Source organism: Streptomyces sp. NPDC034043 (assembly GCF_055575675.1).
In genome coordinates, this window is the sequence record NZ_JBVISF010000005.1 from 62,381 (window position 1) to 86,250 (window position 23,870).

19 protein-coding genes and 1 tRNA gene are annotated in these 23,870 nt (G+C 72.1%); 18 read left to right on the forward strand and 2 right to left on the reverse strand.

What is annotated here, in order from left to right; all coding sequences use genetic code 11:
- The first annotated feature begins 439 nt into the window (after nucleotides 1-439).
- A complete protein-coding gene (locus ACZ51S_RS14065; RefSeq protein WP_468888140.1) occupies nucleotides 440-1,864 on the forward strand; it encodes an NAD-dependent malic enzyme in 1,425 nt (474 codons plus the stop codon).
- A 307-nt stretch (nucleotides 1,865-2,171) separates the two neighbouring features.
- On the forward strand, nucleotides 2,172-2,453 hold the full coding sequence (locus ACZ51S_RS14070) for an HU family DNA-binding protein (protein ID WP_007264399.1): 282 nt from the start codon (nucleotides 2,172-2,174) through the stop codon (nucleotides 2,451-2,453).
- Nucleotides 2,454-2,603: 150 nt separating this feature from the next.
- On the opposite strand, the gene murA is transcribed toward ACZ51S_RS14070, so the two are convergent.
- The gene (murA, locus tag ACZ51S_RS14075; protein ID WP_388940874.1) at nucleotides 2,604-3,941 is read right to left on the reverse strand and encodes a UDP-N-acetylglucosamine 1-carboxyvinyltransferase; all 1,338 of its coding nucleotides are present in this window, start codon (nucleotides 3,939-3,941) and stop codon (nucleotides 2,604-2,606) included.
- Between the two features lie 262 nt (nucleotides 3,942-4,203).
- On the opposite strand from murA, the gene ACZ51S_RS14080 reads away from it, so the two are divergent.
- The 12 genes from ACZ51S_RS14080 to ACZ51S_RS14135 all read left to right on the forward strand — a co-directional run bounded on the left by ACZ51S_RS14080 (nucleotide 4,204) and on the right by ACZ51S_RS14135 (nucleotide 19,367).
- Nucleotides 4,204-4,764, forward strand: a complete 561-nt coding sequence (locus ACZ51S_RS14080) for a YqgE/AlgH family protein (protein ID WP_388940877.1) — start codon at nucleotides 4,204-4,206, stop codon at nucleotides 4,762-4,764.
- Nucleotides 4,765-4,792: 28 nt separating this feature from the next.
- Complete coding sequence (locus ACZ51S_RS14085; RefSeq protein WP_007264396.1) at nucleotides 4,793-5,077, forward strand: DUF3039 domain-containing protein; 285 nt, start codon at nucleotides 4,793-4,795, stop codon at nucleotides 5,075-5,077.
- A gap of 193 nt (nucleotides 5,078-5,270) precedes the next feature.
- Complete coding sequence (locus ACZ51S_RS14090; RefSeq protein ID WP_468477989.1) at nucleotides 5,271-6,911, forward strand: beta-N-acetylhexosaminidase; 1,641 nt, start codon at nucleotides 5,271-5,273, stop codon at nucleotides 6,909-6,911.
- Nucleotides 6,912-7,334: 423 nt separating this feature from the next.
- The gene (locus tag ACZ51S_RS14095; RefSeq protein WP_468477988.1) at nucleotides 7,335-8,195 is read left to right on the forward strand and encodes an FAD binding domain-containing protein; all 861 of its coding nucleotides are present in this window, start codon (nucleotides 7,335-7,337) and stop codon (nucleotides 8,193-8,195) included.
- Complete coding sequence (locus ACZ51S_RS14100) at nucleotides 8,192-10,294, forward strand: (2Fe-2S)-binding protein (RefSeq protein ID WP_468802107.1); 2,103 nt, start codon at nucleotides 8,192-8,194, stop codon at nucleotides 10,292-10,294. Before ACZ51S_RS14095 ends, ACZ51S_RS14100 begins: the two co-directional genes overlap by 4 nt.
- 50 nt (nucleotides 10,295-10,344) lie before the next feature.
- On the forward strand, nucleotides 10,345-12,678 hold the full coding sequence (locus tag ACZ51S_RS14105) for a xanthine dehydrogenase family protein molybdopterin-binding subunit (RefSeq protein WP_468802139.1): 2,334 nt from the start codon (nucleotides 10,345-10,347) through the stop codon (nucleotides 12,676-12,678).
- An 85-nt stretch (nucleotides 12,679-12,763) separates the two neighbouring features.
- Complete coding sequence (locus tag ACZ51S_RS14110; protein ID WP_468802106.1) at nucleotides 12,764-13,249, forward strand: DUF2563 family protein; 486 nt, start codon at nucleotides 12,764-12,766, stop codon at nucleotides 13,247-13,249.
- A complete protein-coding gene (locus tag ACZ51S_RS14115; RefSeq protein ID WP_468960856.1) occupies nucleotides 13,249-14,646 on the forward strand; it encodes a WXG100 family type VII secretion target in 1,398 nt (465 codons plus the stop codon). Before ACZ51S_RS14110 ends, ACZ51S_RS14115 begins: the two co-directional genes overlap by 1 nt.
- A 20-nt stretch (nucleotides 14,647-14,666) precedes the next feature.
- Complete coding sequence (mycP, locus tag ACZ51S_RS14120) at nucleotides 14,667-15,869, forward strand: type VII secretion-associated serine protease mycosin (RefSeq protein ID WP_468960859.1); 1,203 nt, start codon at nucleotides 14,667-14,669, stop codon at nucleotides 15,867-15,869.
- 40 nt (nucleotides 15,870-15,909) lie between these two features.
- Complete coding sequence (locus ACZ51S_RS14125) at nucleotides 15,910-16,332, forward strand: hypothetical protein (RefSeq protein WP_468477983.1); 423 nt, start codon at nucleotides 15,910-15,912, stop codon at nucleotides 16,330-16,332.
- Nucleotides 16,333-16,338: 6 nt separating this feature from the next.
- Nucleotides 16,339-18,672 carry a hypothetical protein gene (locus tag ACZ51S_RS14130; protein WP_468888151.1) on the forward strand — a complete coding sequence of 778 codons (2,334 nt, stop codon included), beginning with the start codon at nucleotides 16,339-16,341 and terminating at the stop codon, nucleotides 18,670-18,672.
- Nucleotides 18,669-19,367, forward strand: a complete 699-nt coding sequence (locus ACZ51S_RS14135) for a hypothetical protein (protein WP_468802102.1) — start codon at nucleotides 18,669-18,671, stop codon at nucleotides 19,365-19,367. Before ACZ51S_RS14130 ends, ACZ51S_RS14135 begins: the two co-directional genes overlap by 4 nt.
- Before the next feature lie 70 nt (nucleotides 19,368-19,437).
- Here the strand turns inward: ACZ51S_RS14135 and ACZ51S_RS14140 are convergent.
- A tRNA-Cys gene (locus ACZ51S_RS14140) sits at nucleotides 19,438-19,509 on the reverse strand.
- A 193-nt stretch (nucleotides 19,510-19,702) separates the two neighbouring features.
- On the opposite strand from ACZ51S_RS14140, the gene ACZ51S_RS14145 reads away from it, so the two are divergent.
- The 4 genes from ACZ51S_RS14145 (at nucleotide 19,703) to ACZ51S_RS14160 (ending at nucleotide 23,819) form a co-directional block, all read left to right on the forward strand.
- Nucleotides 19,703-21,235: an MFS transporter gene (locus ACZ51S_RS14145; protein ID WP_468802101.1), complete on the forward strand. Its 1,533-nt coding sequence runs from the start codon at nucleotides 19,703-19,705 to the stop codon at nucleotides 21,233-21,235.
- Nucleotides 21,236-21,266: 31 nt separating this feature from the next.
- Nucleotides 21,267-21,473 carry a hypothetical protein gene (locus tag ACZ51S_RS14150; protein ID WP_468477979.1) on the forward strand — a complete coding sequence of 69 codons (207 nt, stop codon included), beginning with the start codon at nucleotides 21,267-21,269 and terminating at the stop codon, nucleotides 21,471-21,473.
- Nucleotides 21,470-21,874, forward strand: a complete 405-nt coding sequence (locus ACZ51S_RS14155; protein ID WP_468477978.1) for a type II toxin-antitoxin system death-on-curing family toxin — start codon at nucleotides 21,470-21,472, stop codon at nucleotides 21,872-21,874. The genes ACZ51S_RS14150 and ACZ51S_RS14155 overlap by 4 nt, the downstream gene beginning before the upstream one ends.
- Nucleotides 21,875-22,031: 157 nt before the next feature.
- Nucleotides 22,032-23,819 carry a DEAD/DEAH box helicase gene (locus ACZ51S_RS14160; RefSeq protein ID WP_468802100.1) on the forward strand — a complete coding sequence of 596 codons (1,788 nt, stop codon included), beginning with the start codon at nucleotides 22,032-22,034 and terminating at the stop codon, nucleotides 23,817-23,819.
- Nucleotides 23,820-23,870: the final 51 nt, after the last annotated feature.

The following is a 23,870-nucleotide window of genomic DNA, read 5'->3' on the forward strand; positions in this document are numbered from 1 at the left end:
TTCCGACCCTCCCCGGACGGCCCGCGGCCAGGCGCGTGATCCGGGGTGTCCAAGTCGCGGGAGGGGGACCGCTTCCGGCGATCCTTTGTTAGCCTGGTGAGGACACCGGCTCGATCCAAGCCCCCGGGCCCAACCTTCGTCGCTTAGAGCGACCACTTGCCGCGAGGCGAGCATGGCGGGTCGGTGTCTTAGTCCAGTTCAGGTCCGCGCCCTCCACCCAGTGGGGGGCGCGGACCTGTTTTTGTGCCGACCCGCCATTCCGGGCGGCAGGGATATCTCGTATGGTGGAAGAGTCTTTCCGAAATTTGTAGCTGGTTACCTTGTACCGGCTGGTAGGTGGGACGATCGGACAACAGGCCTGCCGCACCCGCCCCCACCGGGCGGGACGCGCGGGCCCTGTAGGTACAGCGAAACCAGGGACAGAAGAGGAAACACGGCCATGGCAACGGCGCCCAGCGTCTCGTATTCGATGACGGTCCGCCTGGAAGTGCCCGCGAGCGGAACCGCGGTCTCCCAGCTCACCACCGCCGTGGAGTCTTCCGGAGGGTCGGTCACCGGCCTCGACGTCACCGCCTCGGGGCACGAGAAGCTCCGTATCGACGTCACCATCGCCGCCACCTCCACCGCGCACGCCGACGAGATCGTCGAGAAGCTCCGCGGCATCGAGGGCGTCAGCCTCGGCAAGGTCTCCGACCGGACCTTCCTGATGCACCTCGGCGGCAAGATCGAGATGTCGTCCAAGCACCCCATCCGCAACCGCGACGACCTCTCGATGATCTACACCCCGGGCGTGGCCCGCGTGTGCATGGCCATCGCCGAGAACCCCGAGGACGCGCGCCGCCTCACCATCAAGCGCAACTCCGTCGCAGTCGTGACCGACGGCTCCGCCGTCCTGGGCCTGGGCAACATCGGCCCGATGGCCGCGCTGCCCGTCATGGAGGGCAAGGCTGCCCTCTTCAAGCGCTTCGCCGGGATCGACGCCTGGCCGATCTGCCTCGACACCCAGGACGCCGACGAGATCGTCGCCATCGTCAAGGCGATGGCCCCGGGCTTCGCCGGCATCAACCTGGAGGACATCTCCGCGCCGCGCTGCTTCGAGATCGAGGCCCGCCTGCGCGAGGCCCTCGACATCCCCGTCTTCCACGACGACCAGCACGGCACCGCCATCGTCGTCCTCGCCGCCCTGACCAACGCACTTCGCGTCGTGGGCAAGGAAGTTGGCGATGTGAAGGTCGTCATGTCGGGCGCCGGCGCGGCCGGTACGGCCATCCTCAAGCTGCTCCTCGCGGCGGGCGTCAAGAACGCCGTCAGCGCCGACATCCACGGCGTCGTGCACGCCGGCCGCCCCGACCTCGTCGACGCGGACGCCGACTCCCCGCTGCGCTGGATCGCCGACAACACCAACCCCGAGGGCTACACCGGCACCCTCAAGGAGGCCGTGGTCGGAGCCGACGTCTTCATCGGCGTCTCCGCCCCGAACGTGCTCTCCGGCGAGGACGTCGCCGCCATGGCGGAGGGCGCCATCGTGTTCGCTCTCGCGAACCCGGATCCGGAGGTGGACCCGGCCATCGCGCGCCAGACCGCCGCCGTCGTGGCCACCGGCCGCTCGGACTTCCCGAACCAGATCAACAACGTGCTGGTCTTCCCGGGCGTCTTCCGCGGTCTGCTCGACGCCCAGTCGCGCACCGTGAACACCGACATGATGCTGGCCGCCGCGTCCGCCCTCGCCGACGTCGTCGGCCAGGACGAGCTGAACGCGAACTACATCATCCCGTCCGTCTTCAACGACAAGGTCGCCGGAGCCGTCGCGGGCGCCGTCCGCAAGGCCGCCCAGGCCCCCGCTGTGACGGGGCACACGGTCTGATCCCGGCGCGTCGCGGGATGCGGGCCCGGCGGGGCGCCCATAGGGTTGCGGCGATGCCCGCGTGGCCCGCGGTCCGCATCCACCGGAACCCCTGGTGCGGACGGAGCGTCACCGCGGCGTGACTGTGGCGCTTTTCGTGTGACCCTGGCGGGTGCCGGATTGGCTTTCCCGCCGCTGGTGGGGGCAGGATGCGTATCCGGGCGAGAGGGTCTGACGTTCAGACCCGGGTCCGGGGACTGTCCTAGGGCCCTGGCAGCATCGGCTTCGATCTCACGCCTCTAAGGCAAGTTGAACACGGGAGTACAACATGAACCGCAGTGAGCTGGTGGCCGCTCTGTCCGAGCGCGCCGAGGTGACCCGCAAGGACGCCGACGCCGTTCTGGCCGCGCTCGCCGAGACCGTCGGCGAGATCGTCGCCAAGGGCGACGAGAAGGTCACCATCCCCGGCTTCCTGACCTTCGAGCGCACCCACCGTGCCGCTCGCACCGCGCGCAACCCGCAGACCGGCGACCCCATCCAGATCCCGGCCGGCTACAGCGTGAAGGTCTCCGCGGGCTCCAAGCTCAAGGAAGCCGCCAAGGGCAAGTAGTACCGCCCTTGTGCCGAGGGCCGCACAGGCCCTCGGGACGGCAGTGGTACGTAGAACGGCCGAGGGCGGCCACCCCGTACGGGGTGGCCGCCCTCAGGCCTTTCCGGGGCCCCCGCAGGGGCCCCGGAAGGGGAAGTCCGGACCGGTCCGTCAGACCAGGTCGCCGTTCGGCAGCTCGACCTTGGCGCCGAGCTCCACGAGCTTCTCCATGAAGTTCTCGTAGCCGCGGTTGATCAGGTCGATGCCGTGGACGCGAGAGGTGCCCTCGGCCGCCAGCGCCGCGATCAGGTACGAGAACCCGCCGCGCAGGTCGGGGATGACGAGGTCGGCGCCCTGCAGCTTCGTCGGGCCGGAAACGACCGCCGAGTGCAGGAAGTTGCGCTGGCCGAAGCGGCAGGCGCTGCCGCCCAGGCACTCGCGGTACAGCTGGATGTGAGCACCCATCTGGTTGAGCGCGGAGGTGAAGCCCAGCCGCGATTCGTACACCGTCTCGTGCACGATCGACAGGCCCGTGGCCTGCGTCAGGGCGACGACCAGCGGCTGCTGCCAGTCGGTCTGGAAACCGGGGTGCACGTCCGTCTCCAGCGCGATCGCCTTCAGCGGGCCGCCCGGGTGCCAGAAGCGGATGCCCTCGTCGTCGATCTCGAAGGCGCCGCCGACCTTCCGGTACGTGTTCAGGAAGGTCATCATCGAGCGCTGCTGCGCCCCGCGGACGTAGATGTTGCCGCCGGTCGCCAGGGCCGCGGAAGCCCAGGAGGCGGCCTCCAGGCGGTCCGGGAGCGCCTGGTGGTTGTAACCGCTGAGGCGGTCGACACCGGTGATCCGGATGGTCCGGTCGGTGTCCATGGAGATGATCGCGCCCATCTTCTGCAGTACGCAGATGAGGTCCTCGATCTCCGGTTCGACGGCGGCGTTGCTGAGCTCGGTCACGCCCTCGGCCAGGACGGCCGTCAGCAGGACCTGCTCGGTCGAGCCGACCGAGGGGTAGGGCAGGCGGATCTTGCATCCGCGCAGGCGCTGCGGCGCCTCCAGGTACTGGCCGCCTTCGCGCTTCTCGATGGTCGCGCCGAACTGGCGGAGCACGTCGAAGTGGAAGTCGATCGGCCGGCCGCCGATGTCGCAGCCGCCCAGGCCCGGGATGAAGGCGTGGCCGAGGCGGTGCAGCAGGGGGCCGCAGAAGAGGATCGGGATGCGGGAGGAGCCCGCGTGCGCGTCGATGTCGGCGACGTTCGCGCTCTCGACGTAGGTCGGGTCGAGGATCAGCTCGCCCGGCTCCTCGCCGGGGCGCACGGTCACACCGTGCAGCTGGAGCAGACCGCGCACGACCCGCACGTCACGGATGTCGGGAACATTGCGCAGCCGGCTCGGCTCGCTGCCGAGCAGGGCGGCCACCATGGCCTTCGGCACGAGGTTCTTCGCACCGCGGACACGGATCTCGCCCTCGAGCGGGGTTCCGCCGTGGACAAGCAGGACATCGTTGCCGGTCATGGATCTCGCGTTCCGGAGTGGATGGGCAGGGGACCAGACGTAAGGGTAAGGGCCACCACCCCCATGTTTGTATGGGTGACGGGGCCGTAGGACTGTCATGAATACGGCACAGCACCCTGGGTGTCCGCCATGTAGCGGAGCGTTGTGTTCCGGCGTGCGGGGCGCCACGCGCTCCTCTCTGCCGCCGTGCGCCCTGAGCTGCGCTTGATCCGGTACCGCAGCCCGCTCCCCCCGAGGGGCGATTGTGCGAGATCATGTGCGCATGACCGAGGTGTCCTCCCTCACAGGGCGGCTGCTCGTGGCCACCCCCGCCCTCGCGGACCCGAATTTCGACCGCGCGGTGGTACTGCTGCTCGACCACGACGAGCAGGGCTCCCTCGGCGTGGTCCTCAACCGGCCCACCCCCGTGGACGTCCGCGACATCCTGCTCCCCTGGGCCCCGCTGGCCGGCGACCCGGGAGTGGTGTTCCAGGGCGGGCCCGTCGCGCTCGACTCCGCCCTCGGGGTCGCGGTCATCCCCGGCGACGAGGGCCCGCTCGGCTGGCGCCGGGTGCACGGGGCGATCGGCCTCGTCGACCTGGAGACCCCGCCCGAGCTGCTCGCCGCGGCCCTCGGCGCCCTGCGCATCTTCGCCGGCTACTCCGGATGGGGTCCCGGCCAGCTGGAGGACGAGCTGGCCCACGGCGCCTGGTACGTCGTGGACTCCGAACCGGGCGACGTCTCCCACCCCGACCCCGAACGGCTGTGGCGGGCGGTGCTGCGCCGCCAGCGCAGCGAGCTCGCCATGGTCGCCACCTATCTGGACGACCCGTCGCTGAACTGACACCGGCGGCGTTCAGTACCCTGGATTTATGAGCACTCTTGAGCCCGAGCGCGGGACTGGTACGGGGACCCTCGTAGAACCGACGCCGCAGGTGTCCCACGGCGACGGCGACCACGAGCGCTTCGCCCACTACGTCCAGAAGGACAAGATCATGGCGAGCGCGCTCGACGGCACCCCCGTCGTCGCGCTGTGCGGCAAGGTGTGGGTCCCGGGCCGCGACCCGAAGAAGTACCCCGTCTGCCCCATGTGCAAGGAGATCTACGAGTCCATGGGCGCCGGCGGCGACAAGGACAAGGGCGGCAAGGACAAGTAGGAAGGTCCTGACCCCCGCCGTCGAAGGCCCCCGGTGCGCGCGAGAGCGCCCGGGGGCCTTCGCCGTGCGGGCGGGCCGGGTTAGGGTCGGCGCGACGAGCGTCGCCCCGCGGAACGGGAGTCGCGCGCGGCACGCCCGGGCCGGCTGCCGCCGCCCCGGGGGCGACAGGCCGGCTGCCTCGGAAGGCTGACCCATGGACCTGATCCCGCTGCCCCAGAACGCCGTTCCCGACCCCGAGGGGCGCCGCTACTCCTTCGGTCCCGAGCCGGTGCTCGGCGCCGGGCCCGGCACCGAGGGCGTCGCGCGCTGGCTGCGCCGGGAGGTCGGCGCCGCCACCGGATGGACGCTCCCTGCGCCCGCCCCCGGCGCGCGGGGCGACGTACGGCTGCGGATCGAAGCCGGAGGAGCGCACGGGCTCGGCCCCGAGGCGTACCGGCTCGGCATCGGCGCCGACGGAGTGGAACTGACCGGCGGGGACGCGGCCGGGCTGTTCTGGGGCGCCCAGACGCTGCGTCAGCTCCTCGGCCCCGACGCGTACCGCCGGGCGCCGCTGCGCCCCGGACGCGCATGGAGCCTGCCGTACGCGGCGGTCACCGACGCCCCCCGCTTCGGATGGCGCGGCATGATGCTCGACGTCGCCCGGCACTTCACGCCCAAGGACGGGGTGCTGCGCCACATCGACCTGCTCACCGCCCACAAGCTGAACGTCCTGCACCTGCACCTGACGGACGACCAGGGCTGGCGCGTCGAGATCGAGCGCCACCCCCGGCTCACGGAGACCGGCTCCTGGCGGGCCCGCAGCCGGTGGGGCCACCGCGCCTCCCCGCTGTGGAACGAGACCCCGCACGGCGGCTTCTACACCCGGGACGACATCCGCGAGATCGTCGCGTACGCGGCGGAGCGGCACGTACGGATCGTCCCCGAGATCGACGTCCCCGGGCACTCCCAGGCCGCGATCGCCGCCTACCCCTGGCTCGGCAACACCGATGTCGTGGACACCCGGACGCTCGGCGTGTGGGAGGACTGGGGCATCAGCGAGAACGTCCTCGCGCCGACCGAGGACGTACTGCGCTTCTACGAAGGGGTCTTCGAGGAACTGCTGGACCTCTTCCCGGCCGAGGTCTCGCCGTTCGTGCACATCGGCGGCGACGAGTGTCCCAAGGCGCAGTGGCGGGCCTCGCCGGCCGCGCAGGCACGCATCCGCGAACTGGGCGTGGACGGGGAGGACGGCCTCCAGGCCTGGTTCGTCCGGCACTTCGACGGCTGGCTCGCGGCCCGCGGCCGGCGCCTCATCGGCTGGGACGAGATCCTGGAGGGCGGCCTCGCCGACGGCGCGGCCGTGTCCTCCTGGCGCGGCTACGCGGGCGGCATCGCCGCCGCCGAGGCCGGGCACGACGTGGTGATGTGTCCCGAACAGCAGGTGTACCTGGACCACCGTCAGGCGCACGGCCCCGACGAGCCGGTGCCCATCGGGTACGTGCGCACGCTGGAGGACGTCTACCGCTTCGAGCCCGTGCCGCCGGAACTGTCGCCGGAGGCCGCCGCACACGTGCTGGGCGCCCAGGCCAACGTGTGGACCGAGGTGATGGAGAGCCAGGCCCGCGTCGACTACCAGGTGTTCCCCCGGCTGGCCGCCTTCGCCGAGACGGTGTGGTCGCGACTGCCGGAACCGGAATCCCGCGACTGGACCGGCTTCGAGACGCGCGCGACCGCCCACCTGGCCCGCCTGGACGCCCTCGGGGTCGACTACCGGCCACCGGCCGGACCGCTGCCCTGGCAGCGGCGGCCCGGAGTGTCCGGACGCCCGATCGAAGGCGCGCCCCCGATCGTGTGACCCGGGGGCATGGGGGGCGCTCCCCTGCCGGCCGTCCGGAAGCGGAACTCTTCGGGAACCGCGGGAACTCTGCCTCAAACAAGCCGTATACGGGGGAAAGCGGACGTCAGGGCGGATCGTGTGCGGGTGGTGCCCGGCCCCGCCCGCACGCCGCGCCCCGGCTGCGTACGGGCGGCGGCGGGGCGCGGGCCGGCGCCCGGTACACGGGCGACCCTCGCGCCGGGCGGCCCCGAAGATGTGCCAGAGTTGCCACGTCCCGGCGGTGAGCACGTACCGTACGGCGGACAGGCGTGAGCGCCGGGACCGGGACATCGGGAAGGGGCAGCCGGGTTGACCACGCACGCACCGCACACACCGCATTCGGCTCAGGGGCCGCACGCACCGCATCCGGCTCAGGAGCCGCAGGCGCAGCGGGCGCAGTCCGTGACGCTGCCGGCCTCGCTCGACGAGGCCGTCGCGGCACTCGCCGCCATGCCCGCGGCCGTGCCCGTGGCGGGCGGCACCGACCTCATGGCCGCCGTAAACGCCGGGCTGCTGCGCCCCGCCGCCCTGGTCGGCCTCGGCCGGATCAACGAGATCCGCGGCTGGCAGTACCAGGACGGGCACGCGCTCCTCGGCGCCGGGCTCACCCACGCCCGGATGGGACGGCCGGATTTCGCCGCCCTCATCCCGGCGCTGGCCGCCGCCGCCCGCGCCGCGGGCCCCCCGCAGATCCGCAACGCCGGCACCCTCGGCGGCAACATCGCCTCGGCCGCGCCGACCGGTGACGCCCTGCCGGTGCTGGCCGCGCTGGAGGCGGAGCTGGTGATCGTCGGACCCGGCAGCCTCGGTGACTCCGGCTGCTCGCAGCGCGAGATCCCCGTCTCCCACCTGCTGGCCGGGCGCGACATGCTGCGGCCGGGCGAGCTGATCGGCTTCGTGCGCGTGCCGCTGCTGCACGCCCCGCAGGTGTTCCTGAAGGCCACGGGCCGCACGGGACCGGGGCGCGCGCTGGCGTCCGTGGGGCTCGTCCTGGACCCCGCGCGCCGGGGCGTGCGGTGCGCGATCGGCGCGGTGGCCCCGATGCCGCTGCGGCCGCTGGAGGCCGAGCAGTGGGTGGCCTCGCTGATCGACTGGGACGGGGAACGCGGCCTGGCCCCCGAGGCGCTGGAGGCCTTCGGCGAGTACGTCGCGGCCGCATGTGTGCCCGACCAGGGGGAACAGACGTCCTCCGGAGTACTCCATCTGCGGCGGACGGTGGCCGTGCTGGCGCGCAGGGCCCTGGGGAGGGCGCTGACCTCATGAGCGAGAACGAGAACGTGAGCGGAACGACGGGGAACGCTGCCGGGGCCGGGAACGGCTGGGGCTGGGAGCCGGTGCCACAGGGCGGCGAGTACGACAACGAGGCCACGGCCTTCGTGCAGCTGCCGCAGGAAATGCTGGACGCGCTCGACAGCGGGGAACCGCTGGCGGCGCCCGGCCACGGCTTCGTGCCGCCGCCGATGATCCTGCCGCTCGGGTCGGGCAGTGCGGACCCCTCCGCCACCGGAACCTGGACGATGCCGGTGCACTGGCCGGACGCGGGCTCGGGGACGGGCCCCGGCGCGGGCGCCGGCCCCGGCCCGCAGGCGCCCGCCCGGGCGCCGATCCCGGCGTCGATCCCGCTCCCGGCATCGGTGGCCGCCGCCTTCGCGTCGGCCGGGCCGGCGGGGGAGCCCGAGGCGGAACCGCAGGGCGGTGCCCCGTACGCGGAGTCGCCGGGCGGGGCGCCGGGTGCTGCGCACGCCGACCAGCAGGGCGGGCCGCACGGCACGCTCGGCGGGGGGCTGCGCGTGGAGTCGCCGGGCGGGGCTGCGCATGCCGACCCGTACGCGGACCCGTACGCCGAGCCGCACGCCGACCAGGATTCCGGCTCGACCGCCGAGTGGCACTTCCCCGAGGCGGTACACCGCTCCGAGGACCCGGTTGCCACCGGGCAGTGGACGCTGCCCGGCGGTGCGGGCGACCCCGCCCTGGACGGCGGCTGGGCCCCGGCCGCGCCCGCGACGCTGCCCGGCGGCGCCTCCGCCCCCTGGGCCCCGCCCGAGGCGGCCGAGGCGGGCCCCGGCGTGCCGCTGAGCTCCGGCGTGCTCCCGGGCGGGGCCGCGGGTGCGCCCGCGGGGCCCGGCTCACCCGGGCGCGGTCCGAGGGTGCTGGGCGGCCCCGGTGTGGGCACCCCGCTGCCCGACGGCTACCTCCAGGCGGCCGGGCCGGAGCCCGAGGCCGTGCCCGCCGCCGCCCCGGACATCGAGGCCTCCCACGGCCCGGCGGAGATGCCGGTCGAGGGCGAGCGGCCGCGTCCGGCCGGGGACGGCGGCGCCGAGGGCGCCGAGGGCACCGGACACGGCTTCGCGCAGGCCCCGGCGGCGGCTCCGGCCGCAGCGGAAGCCGCGCCCGTGCCGGGTGACGGCGGTGCCGACAGCGGTGTGACACCTCCGGGCGAGGGCGACACCGGAAGTTTCCCGGTGCGGGAGAACGCGTACGAACAAGAGGGCGCCCCCGCCGTCGCCCATCACGAGCATCCGGCGGCTTCCTACGTCCTGCGCGTCAACGGCGCCGACCGGCCCGTCACCGGGGCGTGGATCGGCGAGTCCCTCCTGTACGTGCTGCGCGAGCGCCTCGGCCTGGCCGGCGCCAAGGACGGCTGCTCGCAGGGCGAGTGCGGGGCCTGCGCGGTCCAGGTCGACGGGCGGCTCGTCGCCTCCTGCCTGGTCCCGGCGGCGACGACGGCCGGCAGCGAGGTGCGGACCGTCGAGGGCCTCGCGAGCGGCGGGGAACTCTCCGACGTGCAGCAGGCGTTGTGCAGGTCGGGCGGGGTGCAGTGCGGGTTCTGCGTGCCCGGCATGGCCATGACCATCCATGACCTGCTGGAGGGCAACCACGCCCCCAGCGACCTGGAGACCCGCCAGGCGCTGTGCGGCAACCTCTGCCGCTGCTCGGGCTACAAGGGCGTCATCGAGGCGGTCCGCGAGGTCGTCGCCGAGCGCGAGGCGAACGCGGCGCAGTCCGACGCGCTCATCCCGCACCAGGCCCAGCCCGGCGAGGGCGGGATCCACCCGGCGGCGCACACCACGGACGGCTTCGACCCCTTCGGCGCGAACCCGGGCTCCGGCGTGTTCGACAGCCAGGACGGCTACGACGCGACCGGCGGCTACGACGGCCAGGGCGGCTACGACGGCCAGCCCGGCTTCGACGGCCAGGGCGGCCCGACCGGCTTCGACGGCCAGCCCGGCTTCGACGGCCAGACGACCGGCTTCGACGGCCAGGGCGGCCCGACCGGCTTCGACGGCCAGACGACCGGCCCGACCGGACCCAACGGCCCGACCGGACTCGGCGGGGACCAGCACAACGGAGGCATGGCGTGAGCGGCCAGGACGCGGCCACGGCGACGGCCGGCACCACCACGACCACCACCATGGCGACGGTGAGCCTCGGCACCGACGGCGACACCGAACAGCCGCGCCCCCTGCGCGGAATCGGCGTCTCCGTCCCCCCCGCCGACACCCGCGCCAAGGCCGAGGGCACCTTCCCCTACGCCGCCGACCTGTGGGCCGAAGGCCTGCTGTGGGCCGCCGTACTGCGCTCCCCGCACGCCCACGCCCGCATCCGCTCCATCGACACCTCGGCCGCCGCCGAAATGCCCGGCGTGCGCGCCGTCATCACCCACGCCGACGTCCCCGGCGCGACCACCCACGGCCGGCGCATCGCCGACCGGCCGGTCTTCGCCCACGACGTCGTACGCCACCACGGCGAGGCCATCGCCGCCGTGGCCGCCGACCACCCCGACACGGCACGCCTCGCCGCCGCCGCCATCACGGTCGAGTACGAGCTCCTGGACGCCGTCACCGACCCCGAGCAGTCCTTCGGCGCGCCCCCGCTGCACCCCGACGGCAACCTGATCCGGCACATCCCGCTCCGCTACGGCGACCCGGAGGCGACGGGCGAGGTGGTCGTCGAGGGCCTCTACCGGATCGGCCGCCAGGACCCCGCGCCCATCGGCGCCGAAGCCGGCCTCGCCGTGCCCCGGCCCGACGGCGGCGTGGAGCTCTACACCGCCTCCACCGACCCGCACACCGACCGCGACCTCGCCGCCGCCTGCTTCGGCCTGGAACCGGACCGCGTACGGGTCGTCGTCACCGGCGTCCCCGGCGCCACCGCCGACCGCGAGGACGCCGCCTTCCAGCTCCCGCTCGGCCTGCTGGCCCTGCGCACGGGCTGCCCCGTGAAGCTGGCCGCCACCCGCGAGGAGTCCTTCCTCGGCCACGCCCACCGCCACCCGACCCTGCTGCGCTACCGCCACCACGCCGACGCCGAAGGCCGGCTGGTCAAGGTCGAGGCCCAGATCCTGATGGACGCCGGCGCCTACGCCGACGCCTCCGCCGAGTCCCTCGCGGCGGCCGTGGCCTTCGCCTGCGGCCCGTACGTCGTCCCGCACGCCTTCGTCGAGGGCTGGGCCGTCCGTACGAACAACCCGCCCTCCGGCCACGTCCGGGGCGAGGGCGCCATGCAGGTCTGCGCCGCCTACGAGGGCCAGATGGACAAACTCGCCGCCGCCCTCGGCATCGACGGCGCGGAACTGCGCATGCGCAACGTCCTGGCCACCGGCGACCTGCTCCCCACCGGCCAGACCGTCACCTGCCCGGCCCCCGTGGCCGAACTGCTGCGCGCGGTCCGCGACTACCCGCTGCCCGCCCTCCCCAAGGACACCCCGGAGGAGGAGTGGCTGCTGCCCGGCGGCCCCGAGGGCGCGGGCGAACCGGGCGCGGTGCGGCGCGGCGTCGGCTACGGCGTGGGCATGGTCCACATGCTCGGCGCCGAGGGCGCGGACGAGGTCTCCACCGCGACGGTGAAGGTCGTGAACGGCACGGCCACGGTCATCTGCGCGGCCGTCGACACCGGCCAGGGCTTCGCCACCCTCGCCCGCCAGATCGTCCAGGAAGTCCTGGGCATCGACGAGGTGTCGACGGCCCCCGTCGACACCGACCAACCGCCGGCAGGCCCCTCCGCCCACGGCCGCCACACCTGGGTTTCGGGCGGAGCCGTCGAGCGGGCCGCCAAGATGGTCCGCACGCAGCTCCTCCAGCCCATGGCCCACAAGCTCGGCATGTCCATCGAGCTGCTGCAGATCGCGGACGGCCGGATCACGTCGTACGACGGCGCCTTCTCCATGACGGTCGCGGAGGCCATACAGGGCAAGGAGCTCTGGGCAACGGCCCAGTGCCGCCCCCACCCGACCGAACCGCTGGACGCGGACGGGCAGGGCGACGCCTTCGTCGGCCTCGCCTTCTGCGCCATCCGCGCGGTGGTCGACGTGGACATCGAGCTCGGCTCGGTGCGGGTCGTGGAACTGGCCGTGGCCCAAGACGTCGGCCGCGTCCTCAACCCCCGCCAGCTGGAGGCCCGTATCGAAGCGGGCGTCACCCAGGGCGTCGGCGCGGCACTGACCGAGAACCTCCGCTCGGTCGCGGGCCTGGTACGCCACCCCGACCTGACCGGCTACGCCCTTCCGACGTCCCTGGACGCCCCGGCGGTCCGCATCGTCCGGCTGGTCGAGGAGCGGGACGTGGTGGCCCCGTTCGGCGCGAAGGCCGCGAGCGCCGTCCCGGTGGTGACCACCCCGGCGGCGGTGGCCTCCGCGGTCCGCGCGGCGACGGGCCGTCCCGTGAACAGGATCCCGATCCGGCCGTCCGCGGCCGTGGTGGCGGGAACGCCCGGGGTGCCGGGTGTGCCGGGTGTGCCCAACTCCTGACGGCTTGGGCCCTTTCGGCGCCGGTCGTTAGAGTGACGCGAGCGTGTGCGGACGGGGACGGGGACGGTCAACGGGGGAGGGCATCGTGGCGGTGGACAACGGTCCGGGTCTGCTGGGGGTGAACGTCGCCGGGAGCGTGGCGGACGCGGTGAGGGCCCAGGCGAAGGCGCTCGAGGTCGAGTACGAGTCGATGACCGCGTACAAGAACCGCGTGGACGCGCTGCTGAAGACCCTCGACGGCTCCGAGGCCGACGCCGGCAGACTCGCCCACGGCACCCTCCCGGCGGGTACCCTGGGCAAGGGCTTCGCGGAGGCGGACGCGCTGTTCAAGGCGTACACGACGGTCCACGCCGAACTGCAGAAGCTGTCCCAGGGCCTCGCGGGCCAGATCGAGGCACTGGGCATCGCCGTCCTGACGGCGGGCAAGGGCTACGGCGGCGTGGACGAGGAGACGCAGGCCCGCATGCGGGCCCTCATCAAGAGCTCGAAGGAAGCCTACGTCCGGGACCGCGACCCGCTGGCGCGGCAGGAAAACGAAGCCACCCGGGTTCCGGGCAAGGGCACGATCTGATGGCGACGACGGACTTCGAGGGCTACACGCACGAACAGCTGCTCGGGATGATCGCCTCCCTCGACCCGGAGACGGTCAAGGCGCGCGGCACGCAGCTGTCGGAGGCGGCCGCCGCCATCAAGGAGATCGGCGAAAGCCTCAAACGGCACCGGGTCACGGGCTGGGAGGGCGAGGCCGCGCACGCCTTCCAGGACTGGGTGAGCCGAGCGGGCAGCGCGACGCTGAAGCTGGGCGCGTACGGCGAGGCGGGCGGCAAGTGGATGACCGAGGCCGCCCAGACGATGGTGGAGGTCAAGGCCAACACCCCGAAGTACGACGCGTCGGCGGCGGAGAACCTGGAGGCGGCCCGCAAGCACCACCACGACCCGGACGCCCAGCAACTGGCCCGCACGGCCCACACGAAGCTGACCACGGACCACGCGCAGGCGGTACAGCAGCTGACGAAGCTGGCGCAGTCGTACGAGGCGTCGACGGCCCAGATGAACAAGGCGGAACCCCCTACGTTTCCGCCACCGCCGGGGGATTTCAACCCGCCCCGGGTTCACGAGGACATGGCCCGCGTCCGGCCGACTGGTGCATCTGCTGGTGGCTCGGATCCGAGCGGGTACTCGCCGGTCCCGCCGACCCCGGGCAGCACCAGCGAAGCTGGTTGGTCAACGGGGCGTCATCCTTCGTCCGAAAGCGGGCTGCCACCAGTGGCAAGGCCAACGACTTCGTCCGCCGGATTCCCTGACCGTTATGTGGACGTAGACCTGGACCATGTTGCGACGCTTCCAGACAAGGCCCAGCCGGTGCTCCCTGGGCTGCCCGGTGGGACGGGACCTAGTACGCCTGGTAGCGGCTGGACTCCTACGAGTGGACCCCTCCCGCCGGTGATGCTTCCCCCCGCGGGTGGGTCGACGCCGATCACGCGCCCTCCTGTTGGCATTGGCGGCAAAGTCGGTGGTGGTCAGCTTCCCTCGCCGCCCGATCCAGGGATCGTGGGTGGCCGACCGATCCCTACTGCGGGTCCCAGCGCGGGCCTCTCTCGAGGCATGGTCATCGGCGAAGAAGGTTCCCAAGCCGGTGGTCGTGCAATGCCCAGTGTGATGGGTGGTGGCCTTGGCGGCTCGCATACCGTCCCTGGCGCTCAGGCATCCGGTCGGAGGCTGGCCACGGAGCCGGGCGGGATTGTAGGAGGCCGCCCGGTGCCTGCCGGTGGTCATTCGTTCACGCAGGGCGGCTCAGGGCTCGGGCGTAATGGGGCGAGTGCCGGCGTGGTGGGCCATAGCGGCGCTGCATCCCAGGCGCCGAGCAGGCGGCGTGGAGACCAGGGGGGCGGCCGCCCCGGCTACTTGGCTGAGGAAGAAGAGACTTGGCTGGGTAACCGTCGTGTTGTTCCGCCGGTGATCGACTGAGCGATCGGACGTTGTACTAGATGCGCACGCGAAAGCCGACCTCGGTCCTGGTCGGCCTGCTGGTGGCTGGGGTCGCTGCGACCCCAGCGCATGCAGAGACCATTCGAGAGCAGCAGTGGCATCTCGATGCCATGAAAGCCGACGACATTTGGAAGATCAGTACCGGCAAGGGCATCACCGTCGCGGTGATTGACTCCGGTGTTGCGCGGGTTCCTGAACTGGAAGGGCAGGTTCTGCCCGGAAAGGATTATGCGGCAGGGGTAAAAAGCTATAAGGGCGACGAGCGAAACGACTATGACGGCCACGGCACCTCGATGGCGGCGCTGATCGCCGGTTCTGGGCGGCATCCGAGGGGAGACGGGGCGTATGGCCTGGCGCCCGCTGTGAAGATCCTGCCGATCCGGGTACCGCACGAGTTCAACAAGACCAGGCCTTCGTGGACGGCGGCGATCCGGTTCGCGGCCGACTCGGACGCTCGAGTCATCAGCATCTCGATGGCTACTGAGAAGGACGATCCGGAGCGGGCGGATGCTGTGAAGTATGCCCTTTCGAAGGGGAAGCTGATCTTCGCGGGTGTCGGCAATGATGGGGGCTCAACGAATGAGGTCCTTTACCCCGCGGCCACGCCGGGAGTGGTCGGCGTCGGAGCCGTAGACCGCGATGGGGTGGCTACGAAGGAGTCCCAGCATGGTCCGCAGGTAGATCTGTCAGCCCCAGGCACTGAAATCGTGGCCGCCTGTAAGCGTGAAACAGGCCTCTGCACCAGCCACGGCACCAGTGACGCCACCGCCCTAGCCTCGGCCTCCGCCGCCCTCCTCTGGTCCGCCCACCCCACCTGGACCAACAACCAGATCCTCCGCGTACTCCTGAACACCGCCGGCAAGCCCGTCGACGGCGCCGAGCGCAACGACTACATCGGCTACGGCGTCGTCCGCCCCCGCGTCGCCCTCCCCACCCCCGGGGACCCCGGCCCGGCGGACGTGTTCCCGCTCCCCGATCTCGCCGCCGCCGCCGCATCCGCATCGGCATCGGCATCGGCATCCGCACCGGCCAACGCTCCCTCCCCCGGGGGAAAGATCACGCCATCCCCTGCGCCGGAGGCCGCGGCTGCGGTAGACAAGGGCGACGGCGACGGCCTGCCCTGGATCGCCCTCGGGCTGGGGGCCTGCGTCCTCATCGGCGGGGCCGTCGCCGCAGTCTTCGTACGCCGGACCAGGCGCTGAACTGACCTGACCCGGCCCGCACGGGAGTGGAGCGCACCGGGTGTCCTTCGAAGAGGAATGGTCCGCCGCACGCGCCACGGCCGCCGCCAACGCCTCCATGCGGCTCAACCAGGCCCCGCCCCCGGCGGCCCCCGACGGCGGCGCCGACCTCGCGCTCAACCAGGACCACATCGGCGCCATCGGCAGCGAGGCGTACAAGCTGCACTCCCGCCTCCAGACCGACGGCAAGCACGCCGCCACCGCCTCCGCCGAGGCGGCCGGCGCCCTCTCGAAGGCCGGCTTCGTCAGCGGCGCCGCGCTCGCCAAGGCGAACTCCCGCTGGGAGAGCCAGGTCAAGACGCTGGTCGCCGCCTGCGCGCAGATCTCCAACGGGCTGAACTACTCGCTCACCTCGCACGCCAGGGAAGAGCAGCGGCTGTACGCCGAGTTCACGACCTCCAAGCTCGCCGAATACCTCAAGTAGGCGCCCGTGCTGACGTACGAGAACGTGCTGAACGCCCCGGTGGACAAGCTCTCCACCGCCGTCCGCGACTGGCGGGCCGTGGTCACCAAGCTGGAGGAACTGGCCGAGGCCGCCCGCAACGGCATGAAGGCCAAGTCGGACAAGGCCGAATGGAGCGGGGTCACCGCAGGGGTGGCACGGCCGTTCGTGGACAAGACGGCCAAGGAGTTCGAGGACGCCGCCAAAGCGGCCAAGGGCATCCACCAAGCCCTCACCCAGGCCCGCGACACCTTCAAGGCCTCCCGCGACCGGCTGAGGAAGCTCGCCGAGGAGGAGGCCCCGGCCGCGGGCTTCCGGGTCGACGCGAAGGGGAAGGTCGAGGCGTTACCCCTGACCACCGAAGCGGACCGGTACGCGGCCCGCCACGACCCCGACTACCAGGAGTCCCTCCGCGTCAACCGGCCGCTGTGGCAGGCCAAGATCGACGCCGCCGTCGACGCCTGCGACGACGTCGACCAGTCGCTGGCCCGGCTGCTGAACGCGAACGTCGCCGAGGACCACAACTTCAGCGCCCCGAAATACGCCGGCCTCACCGCCGAACAGGCCGGACGGGCGACCGACCTCGCGCGGAAGGGCCGGGACCTCTCCCACGCCGAACTCACGGAACTCAACGAACTGCTGGCCGACAACGCCAAGCTGCCGGAGTTCTCTACCGCCTTCTACGGCAACCTCGGCCCCAAGGGCGCACTCCAGTTCTTCGGGCAGCTCACCACCGACACAGGCGCCCGCGACTTCGACGAGCAGCGTCTGAAGGACATCCAGGACCTCCAGAAGAACCTGGGACTCAACCTCGCCACCGCCACCGACCCGGACAATCCGCAGCACCTGCCGGACCGGTTCGCCCAGGACCTGCGGCGCCTGGGAACGGAGCGGATCGCGCTCTCGAAGTACGACGGCAATCCGCCCTTCGGATACCAACTGCTCGGCGGCATCATGCGCTACGGAAACTACGACCCGCGCTTCTTGGTGCCCATCGCGGACCATGCCATCCAAGTTCAGGAGCAGGACAAGAACTTCTTCTTCCAGAACAAGCCGATCAACGGCTGGACACAAACCCAGTTCAATCCCTCCGGCGGGAGCGGCGCTGGCTTCGACCCTGTGAACAGCTTCCTGGAGGCACTCGGGCACAGCCCGGAGGCCGCGACGGAGTTCTTCAAGCGCGACGGTTCGGATCTGGTCGCATACAACCAGGACGGCACGGTCAAGGCGGGAGTGCCGCAGCTCGGCAACGACGTCACGAACTACCTGGACTACTTCGCCCACGAGAAGTACGCGAGCCCGACCGACTCCAATGACCTGGACGCGAAGGGCGTGGCCGCAGCGAAGCAGTACATGCCCGATGCCCTCGGGCACGCACTGGAAGCCGCGACCCTCGGCCATGCCTGGGACGATAGGGCGCCGGAGCTGAAACGGACCGAGGGCACGGCCGAGGTCATGGAGGCGGTAGTCGCGAAGTACGGGCGTGACGCAGGGCTGCTCAAACACCACGAGGCCCTCGCGGACAGCCTGGGCCGGATGACGGCCGGATACATCGACGACGTCAACTGGGCCCTCAGCGAAGGCGACGAGGACGGTGTGTTCGCCCCTCCCAAGAACGCGCGGGACGGACATGTGGAGCTGGACCGGGAGACGGCGCGCGACCTGCTCAGCGCTCTCGGGCAGCACCCCGATTCGTACGCCACCGTGACCACCGCGGAACGCGTTTACGGTGCCACCGTCCTGGAGTCGCAGGGATTTCACGACGGTCAGATCGACGAAGGGCGCGCCCGATCCACGATCCGGGTCACGGCAGAGGTCCAGGGGATGCTCGACGACTCTCGCGCCGGGCAGCTCGGCGCGGAGACGGCAAACAAGCACGAGGCGTTCGAGAAGGCAATCGAGGAACGCAGTGCGTGGATCGAATTCGGCACTTCGGCGGCCATCGGCGGCGCTGTCGCGCTCCTGCCGGCGACGGTCGCCGGTGCCGGAGTGGCTGCGGTAGCCGTGCCGATCGCCATCGACGTGGGTAGCGGTGCGGTGGAACAAGCGGCCTCTTCCGCGATCACCGAGTGGTCGGACAAAGCAGTTGAGAAGAAGAAGGGAGAACTCGACGAGGCCACGCACGCCACTACGAAGGCGCTGTACCAGGCTGGGGAACGCAGCGCGGAGACGCCGCTCAAGCAGTTCCAGGCGCGGCACGCGATCAGCGACACGAGCGTGCTCGGCAACAACCTCCACGACGCGATGGTGATCGGGTACGCGAAGGGCAATTCGCGGGCCGGTCAGCAAGGACATGAGGCAGAGACGGAAGAGACGTCGTGAGGCTCATACGCCCGGTCGTGGGAGTCATGGGGCTGAGCCTGGTTACGGCCGCCTGTGTCGCTTTGCCGAGGGAGCACGAGCCGGAACCGGAGGGGGTGGAGCCGAGGACGGTCTCCACCGCGCAGGTCTGTGGGGGGACCCTCTTCTCTCCGGAGGCCGGCCGAGCCTTGGAAAGGATCATGGATGGAACGGCATTCGTCATCCGCAAGCCCGAGGACGATCGCGGTGCTGCGGACATCGCGCAGGCTGTGGAGAACGCCTACCGGGCGGGGATCGATATCGAGAACATGTCGAATGGGACCTGCAGGATCAAGGGAGTGCAGAAGGAGAGGGGCGGGCGGATCCCGAAGGCGAGCATGACCTTCATCGCCCGCAGCAAGCACGCGGGACCGGCTGACCTAGTGGGCGCGGAGGGGACTGGCGTGCGCGTTGACCGCGGGATCACGGACCACTCGGTCGTGTTCGACTGCGTCAGCTCCCGGGTCGGGTCCACGGCTGACGTTCCCGTGAGGATCACCGCCCGGTTCGACGGCAGGTCGGCCGGTGAGAACCGCAAGGATCCCAGCAGAGCAGATGACTACCTCGCCCTTGTCCACTCCGCCGCACGGTCTGTCGCCGCCGAGCTGGGCTGCCGGGACGACGGTGGCCTGCCCGCGCAGTTCAAGGACCTCGAGCGGTACGTGGACGCCCCGTAGGCGACGGGCGGCCCCGGACATGCCGAAGGCCGTCCGGGCTTTCGCTGACGGACGGCCTGCGGCGTCGGGGAAGCCGTGACCGGAATCGAACCGGCGTAACTCGCTTTGCAGGCGAGTCCCTCAACCACTCGGGCACACGGCTGGGTGTGGGGTGCGAGTACGAACGTACGGGGTGCCGGTGGGGTCGGGAAGGGGGGTGTGGGGGCTGCAATGTGACTGCCATGCCGCGTTCACAGGCGGCGGGCGCGGCGCGCGGGGGACTAGGTCCGGCGGCTGAGGTGGGATCGGTCCAAATGACAGGGGCGTGGGTGGGCTGTGGGCCTTACTCTGGGGCGATGAGTGCCCTTGAACCCGGGATATCCGAGGCCGCCGACGCCGCCCCGCCGCCGCAGGGCGGCATTCTGGGGCCGGCGTACCGGACGCTCAGCGTCGGGATCATCTCCGTGATCTTCCTGATCGCCTTCGAGGCCACCGCCGTCGGGACGGCCATGCCCGTCGCCGCGCGGGAGCTGGAGGGGATCGGGCTCTACGCCTTCGGGTTCTCCGCCTACTTCACCACCAGCCTCTTCGCCATGGTCCTGTCCGGCCAGTGGGCCGACCGGCAGGGCCCGTTGCGGCCGCTGACGGTGGGGATCGGGGCCTTCGCCGCCGGGCTGGTGTGCTCCGGGACCGCGCAGCTGATGGGCGTGTTCGTCGTGGGGCGGGCCGTGCAGGGGTTCGGCGGCGGGCTGGTGATCGTCGCCCTGTACGTGGTGATCAGCCGGGCCTACGAGGAGCGGCTGCGGCCCGCCATCATGGCCGCCTTCGCCGCGAGCTGGGTGGTGCCGTCGATCGTCGGTCCGCTGGCCGCGGGTACGGTCACCGAGCACCTGGGCTGGCGGTGGGTGTTCCTCGGGATCCCCGCGCTGGTCGTCGTACCGCTGCTGGTGGCGCTGCCCGCGATCCGGCGTACCGCCTCCGGCCCCGTGGACCCCGGGGCGCCCGTCGCGTTCGACCGGCGGCGTATCCGGCTGGCCCTCGGGATCTCGCTGGGCGCCGGGCTGCTCCAGTACGCCGCCCAGGACCTGCGGTGGCTGTCGCTGCTGCCCGGCGTCGTCGGCGCGGCCCTGCTGGTGCCGGCGGTGCTGGGGCTGCTGCCGCGCGGCACCTACCGGGCGCGGCGCGGGCTGCCGTCGGTGGTGCTGCTGCGCGGGGTGGCGGCGGGGGCGTTCATCGGGGCCGAGAGCTTCGTGCCGCTGATGCTGGTCACCCAGCGCGGTCTGAGCCCGACCTGGGCCGGCTTCTCGCTCGCGCTCGGCGGGGTGACGTGGGCGGCCGGTTCCTGGGTGCAGTCGCAGGGGCGGACGGCGCCCTACCGGGAGCGGCTGATGGTCTCCGGGATGGTGATGGTGGCCCTGGCCATCGCCGCGGCCCCGGCGGTGCTGATCGAGGCGGTGCCGGTGTGGACGCTGGCCCTCGCCTGGGCCGTGGGCTCGCTCGGGATGGGCCTGGTGATCGGCTCGACCAGTGTGCTGCTGCTGAAGCTGTCCGCGCCGGAGGAGGCGGGCGCCAACTCGGCCGCGCTCCAGATCTCGGACGCGCTGGCCAATGTGGTGCTGCTCGCGGCCGGGGGTGCGGCGTTCGCCGCGCTGGGCGGGGGAGCGGTGGGCACGGGGCACGTGGCCGCCGCGGCGGACGGGTCCGCCTCGCACCCGGCCGCGTTCCTGGTGGTGTTCCTGCCGATGGCGTGCGTGGCGCTGGTGGGGGCATGGGTGGCGACCCGCCTCGACCCGCCGCCGGCCGAGGCGGATGCGGATGCGGACGCTGACGCGGAGGACGAGGCCGCCCGCACGCCCCGCACGCCCCGCACGCCCCCGAAAACGGCGTGAGCCCGCCCGCACCGCTGGCTAGGCTCCGCGGATGACCGTGAACGAGCTGACCCTGCGGATGTCCCCCGCCGAGCACACCGAGCTGGCCGACCTCGCCGACGCCACCGGCTCCACCGCCGAGGCGCTCGCGCGGGAAGCGGTACGCGAGCACCTGCGGCGGGAGCGTGAGCGCGTCGGGGCGCAGGCCGCGCGGCTGGCGCGGCGGCACGCCGGGCTGCTGAAGCGGCTCGGGGAGTGAGCGCCGCCGGCCAGGTCCGGCACCTGACCCTCGCCGAGGTCCTCGACGTCGCCCGGCACGCCTGCCTGGCCCGGGACCAGTCCGTGGAGCTGCGTGCGCCCGGGCTGCTGGAGTCGGCGGTGCACCGGCCGCGGGCGCGGATGTACGGCACCCCGGCCTACGAGGACCCGTACGAACAGGCCGCCGCGCTGCTGCACGGGATCGCGGTGAACCATCCCCTCGTCGACGGGAACAAGCGCACCGCCTGGCTCGCCGCCGCGACCTTCCTCGCCGTGAACGGGGTCGATCCCGCGGCCGCCGACCAGGAGGCCGCGTACCGGCTGGTCGTCGCGGTGGCGTCCGGGACCGAGACCGAGGTGGCGGTGATCGCCGCCAGGCTGCGGGAGTTGCTCCCGGTGTGACGCTCACCGCACCCGCCGAGGTCACGGGCCTGTCCCTCCTCGAGGGGCGGCTCGGCACCGGTAGGGTGGCCCGGTTGTCCTGCGTCCGACCACGAGAATCAGGGCGACCAGGACGACCACGACTGCCACGACCGCCGAGAGCAACGAACCGGAGACCGTGACTACTACCGCCTCCCACCACCTCTCACCCGCCTTCCCCGGCCGTGCCCCGTGGGGTACCGCCAGCAAGCTGCGAGCCTGGCAGCAGGGAGCGCTGGACAAGTACATCCAGACCCAGCCGCGGGACTTCCTCGCGGTCGCCACCCCCGGCGCCGGCAAGACGACCTTCGCGCTCACCCTGGCCTCCTGGCTGCTGCACCACCACGTGGTGCAGCAGGTGACCGTCGTCGCGCCGACCGAGCACCTGAAGAAGCAGTGGGCCGAAGCGGCCGCCCGGATAGGCATCCGGCTCGACCCGGAGTACTCGGCCGGGCCGCTGAGCAAGGACTACCACGGGGTCGCCGTCACCTACGCGGGCGTCGGCGTGCGCCCGATGCTGCACCGCAACCGGTGCGAGCAGCGCAAGACCCTGGTGATCCTGGACGAGATCCACCACGCGGGCGACTCGAAGTCCTGGGGTGAGGCCTGCCTGGAGGCCTTCGACCCGGCGACCCGGCGCCTGGCGCTGACCGGTACGCCCTTCCGGTCCGACACCAACCCGATCCCCTTCGTCACGTACGAGGAGGGCAACGACGGGATCCGACGGTCCTCCGCCGACTACACCTACGGCTACGGCAACGCCCTCGGCGACGGCGTCGTCCGGCCCGTGATCTTCCTGTCCTACAGCGGCAACATGCGCTGGCGCACCAAGGCGGGCGACGAGATCGAGGCCCGCCTCGGCGAGCCGATGACCAAGGACGCCATCTCGCAGGCCTGGCGCACGGCGCTGGACCCGCGCGGCGACTGGATGCCGAACGTGCTGCGCGCCGCCGACCAGCGGCTGACGGAGGTCCGCAAGGGCATCCCGGACGCGGGCGGTCTCGTCATCGCCGCCGATCAGGACGCGGCGCGCGCGTACGCGAAGCTGATCCGGGAGATCACCGGGACCAAGCCGACCGTCGTGCTCTCCGACGACACCGGCGCCTCGAAGAACATCGACACGTTCAGCGCGAGCGACGACCGCTGGATGGTCGCGGTCCGCATGGTGTCCGAGGGCGTCGACGTACCGCGCCTCGCGGTCGGCGTGTACGCGACGACGATCTCGACCCCGCTGTTCTTCGCGCAGGCGGTCGGCCGTTTCGTGCGGTCCCGCAGGCGCGGCGAGACGGCCTCCGTGTTCCTTCCGACGATCCCCTACCTCCTCGGCTTCGCGAGCGAGATGGAGGTCGAGCGCGATCACGTCCTCGACCGGCCGAAGAAGGCGGGCGAGGACGAGGACCCGTACGCGGAGTCCGAGAAGGAGATGGAGGAGGCGAACCGGCAGGAGGACGAGGACACCGGCGAGGACGAGCAGATGTCCTTCGAGGCGCTGGAGTCCGACGCCGTCTTCGACCGGGTGCTGTACGACGGCGCCGAGTTCGGCATGCAGGCGCACCCGGGCAGCGAGGAGGAGCAGGACTACCTCGGCATCCCGGGGCTGCTGGAGCCGGACCAGGTGCAGCTGCTGCTGCAGAAGCGGCAGTCGCGGCAGATCGCGCACAGCCGGCGCAGGCCGGACGCGGAGGCGGACCTGCTGGAGCTGCCGGCCGAGCGGCGGCCGGTGGTCTCGCACAAGGAGCTGCTGGAGCTGCGGAAGTCGCTGAACACGATGGTGGGCGCGTACGTCCACCAGAGCGGCAAGCCGCACGGGGTGATCCACACGGAGCTGCGCCGGGTGTGCGGCGGGCCGCCGAGCGCGGAGGCCACGGCGGGGCAGCTGAAGGAGCGGATCAAGAAGGTGCAGGAGTGGGCCACGCGGATGCGGTGAGCCGCTCCTGAGTACGCGGAACGGGGTCCGTGCGCTGCTGCGCGCGGACCC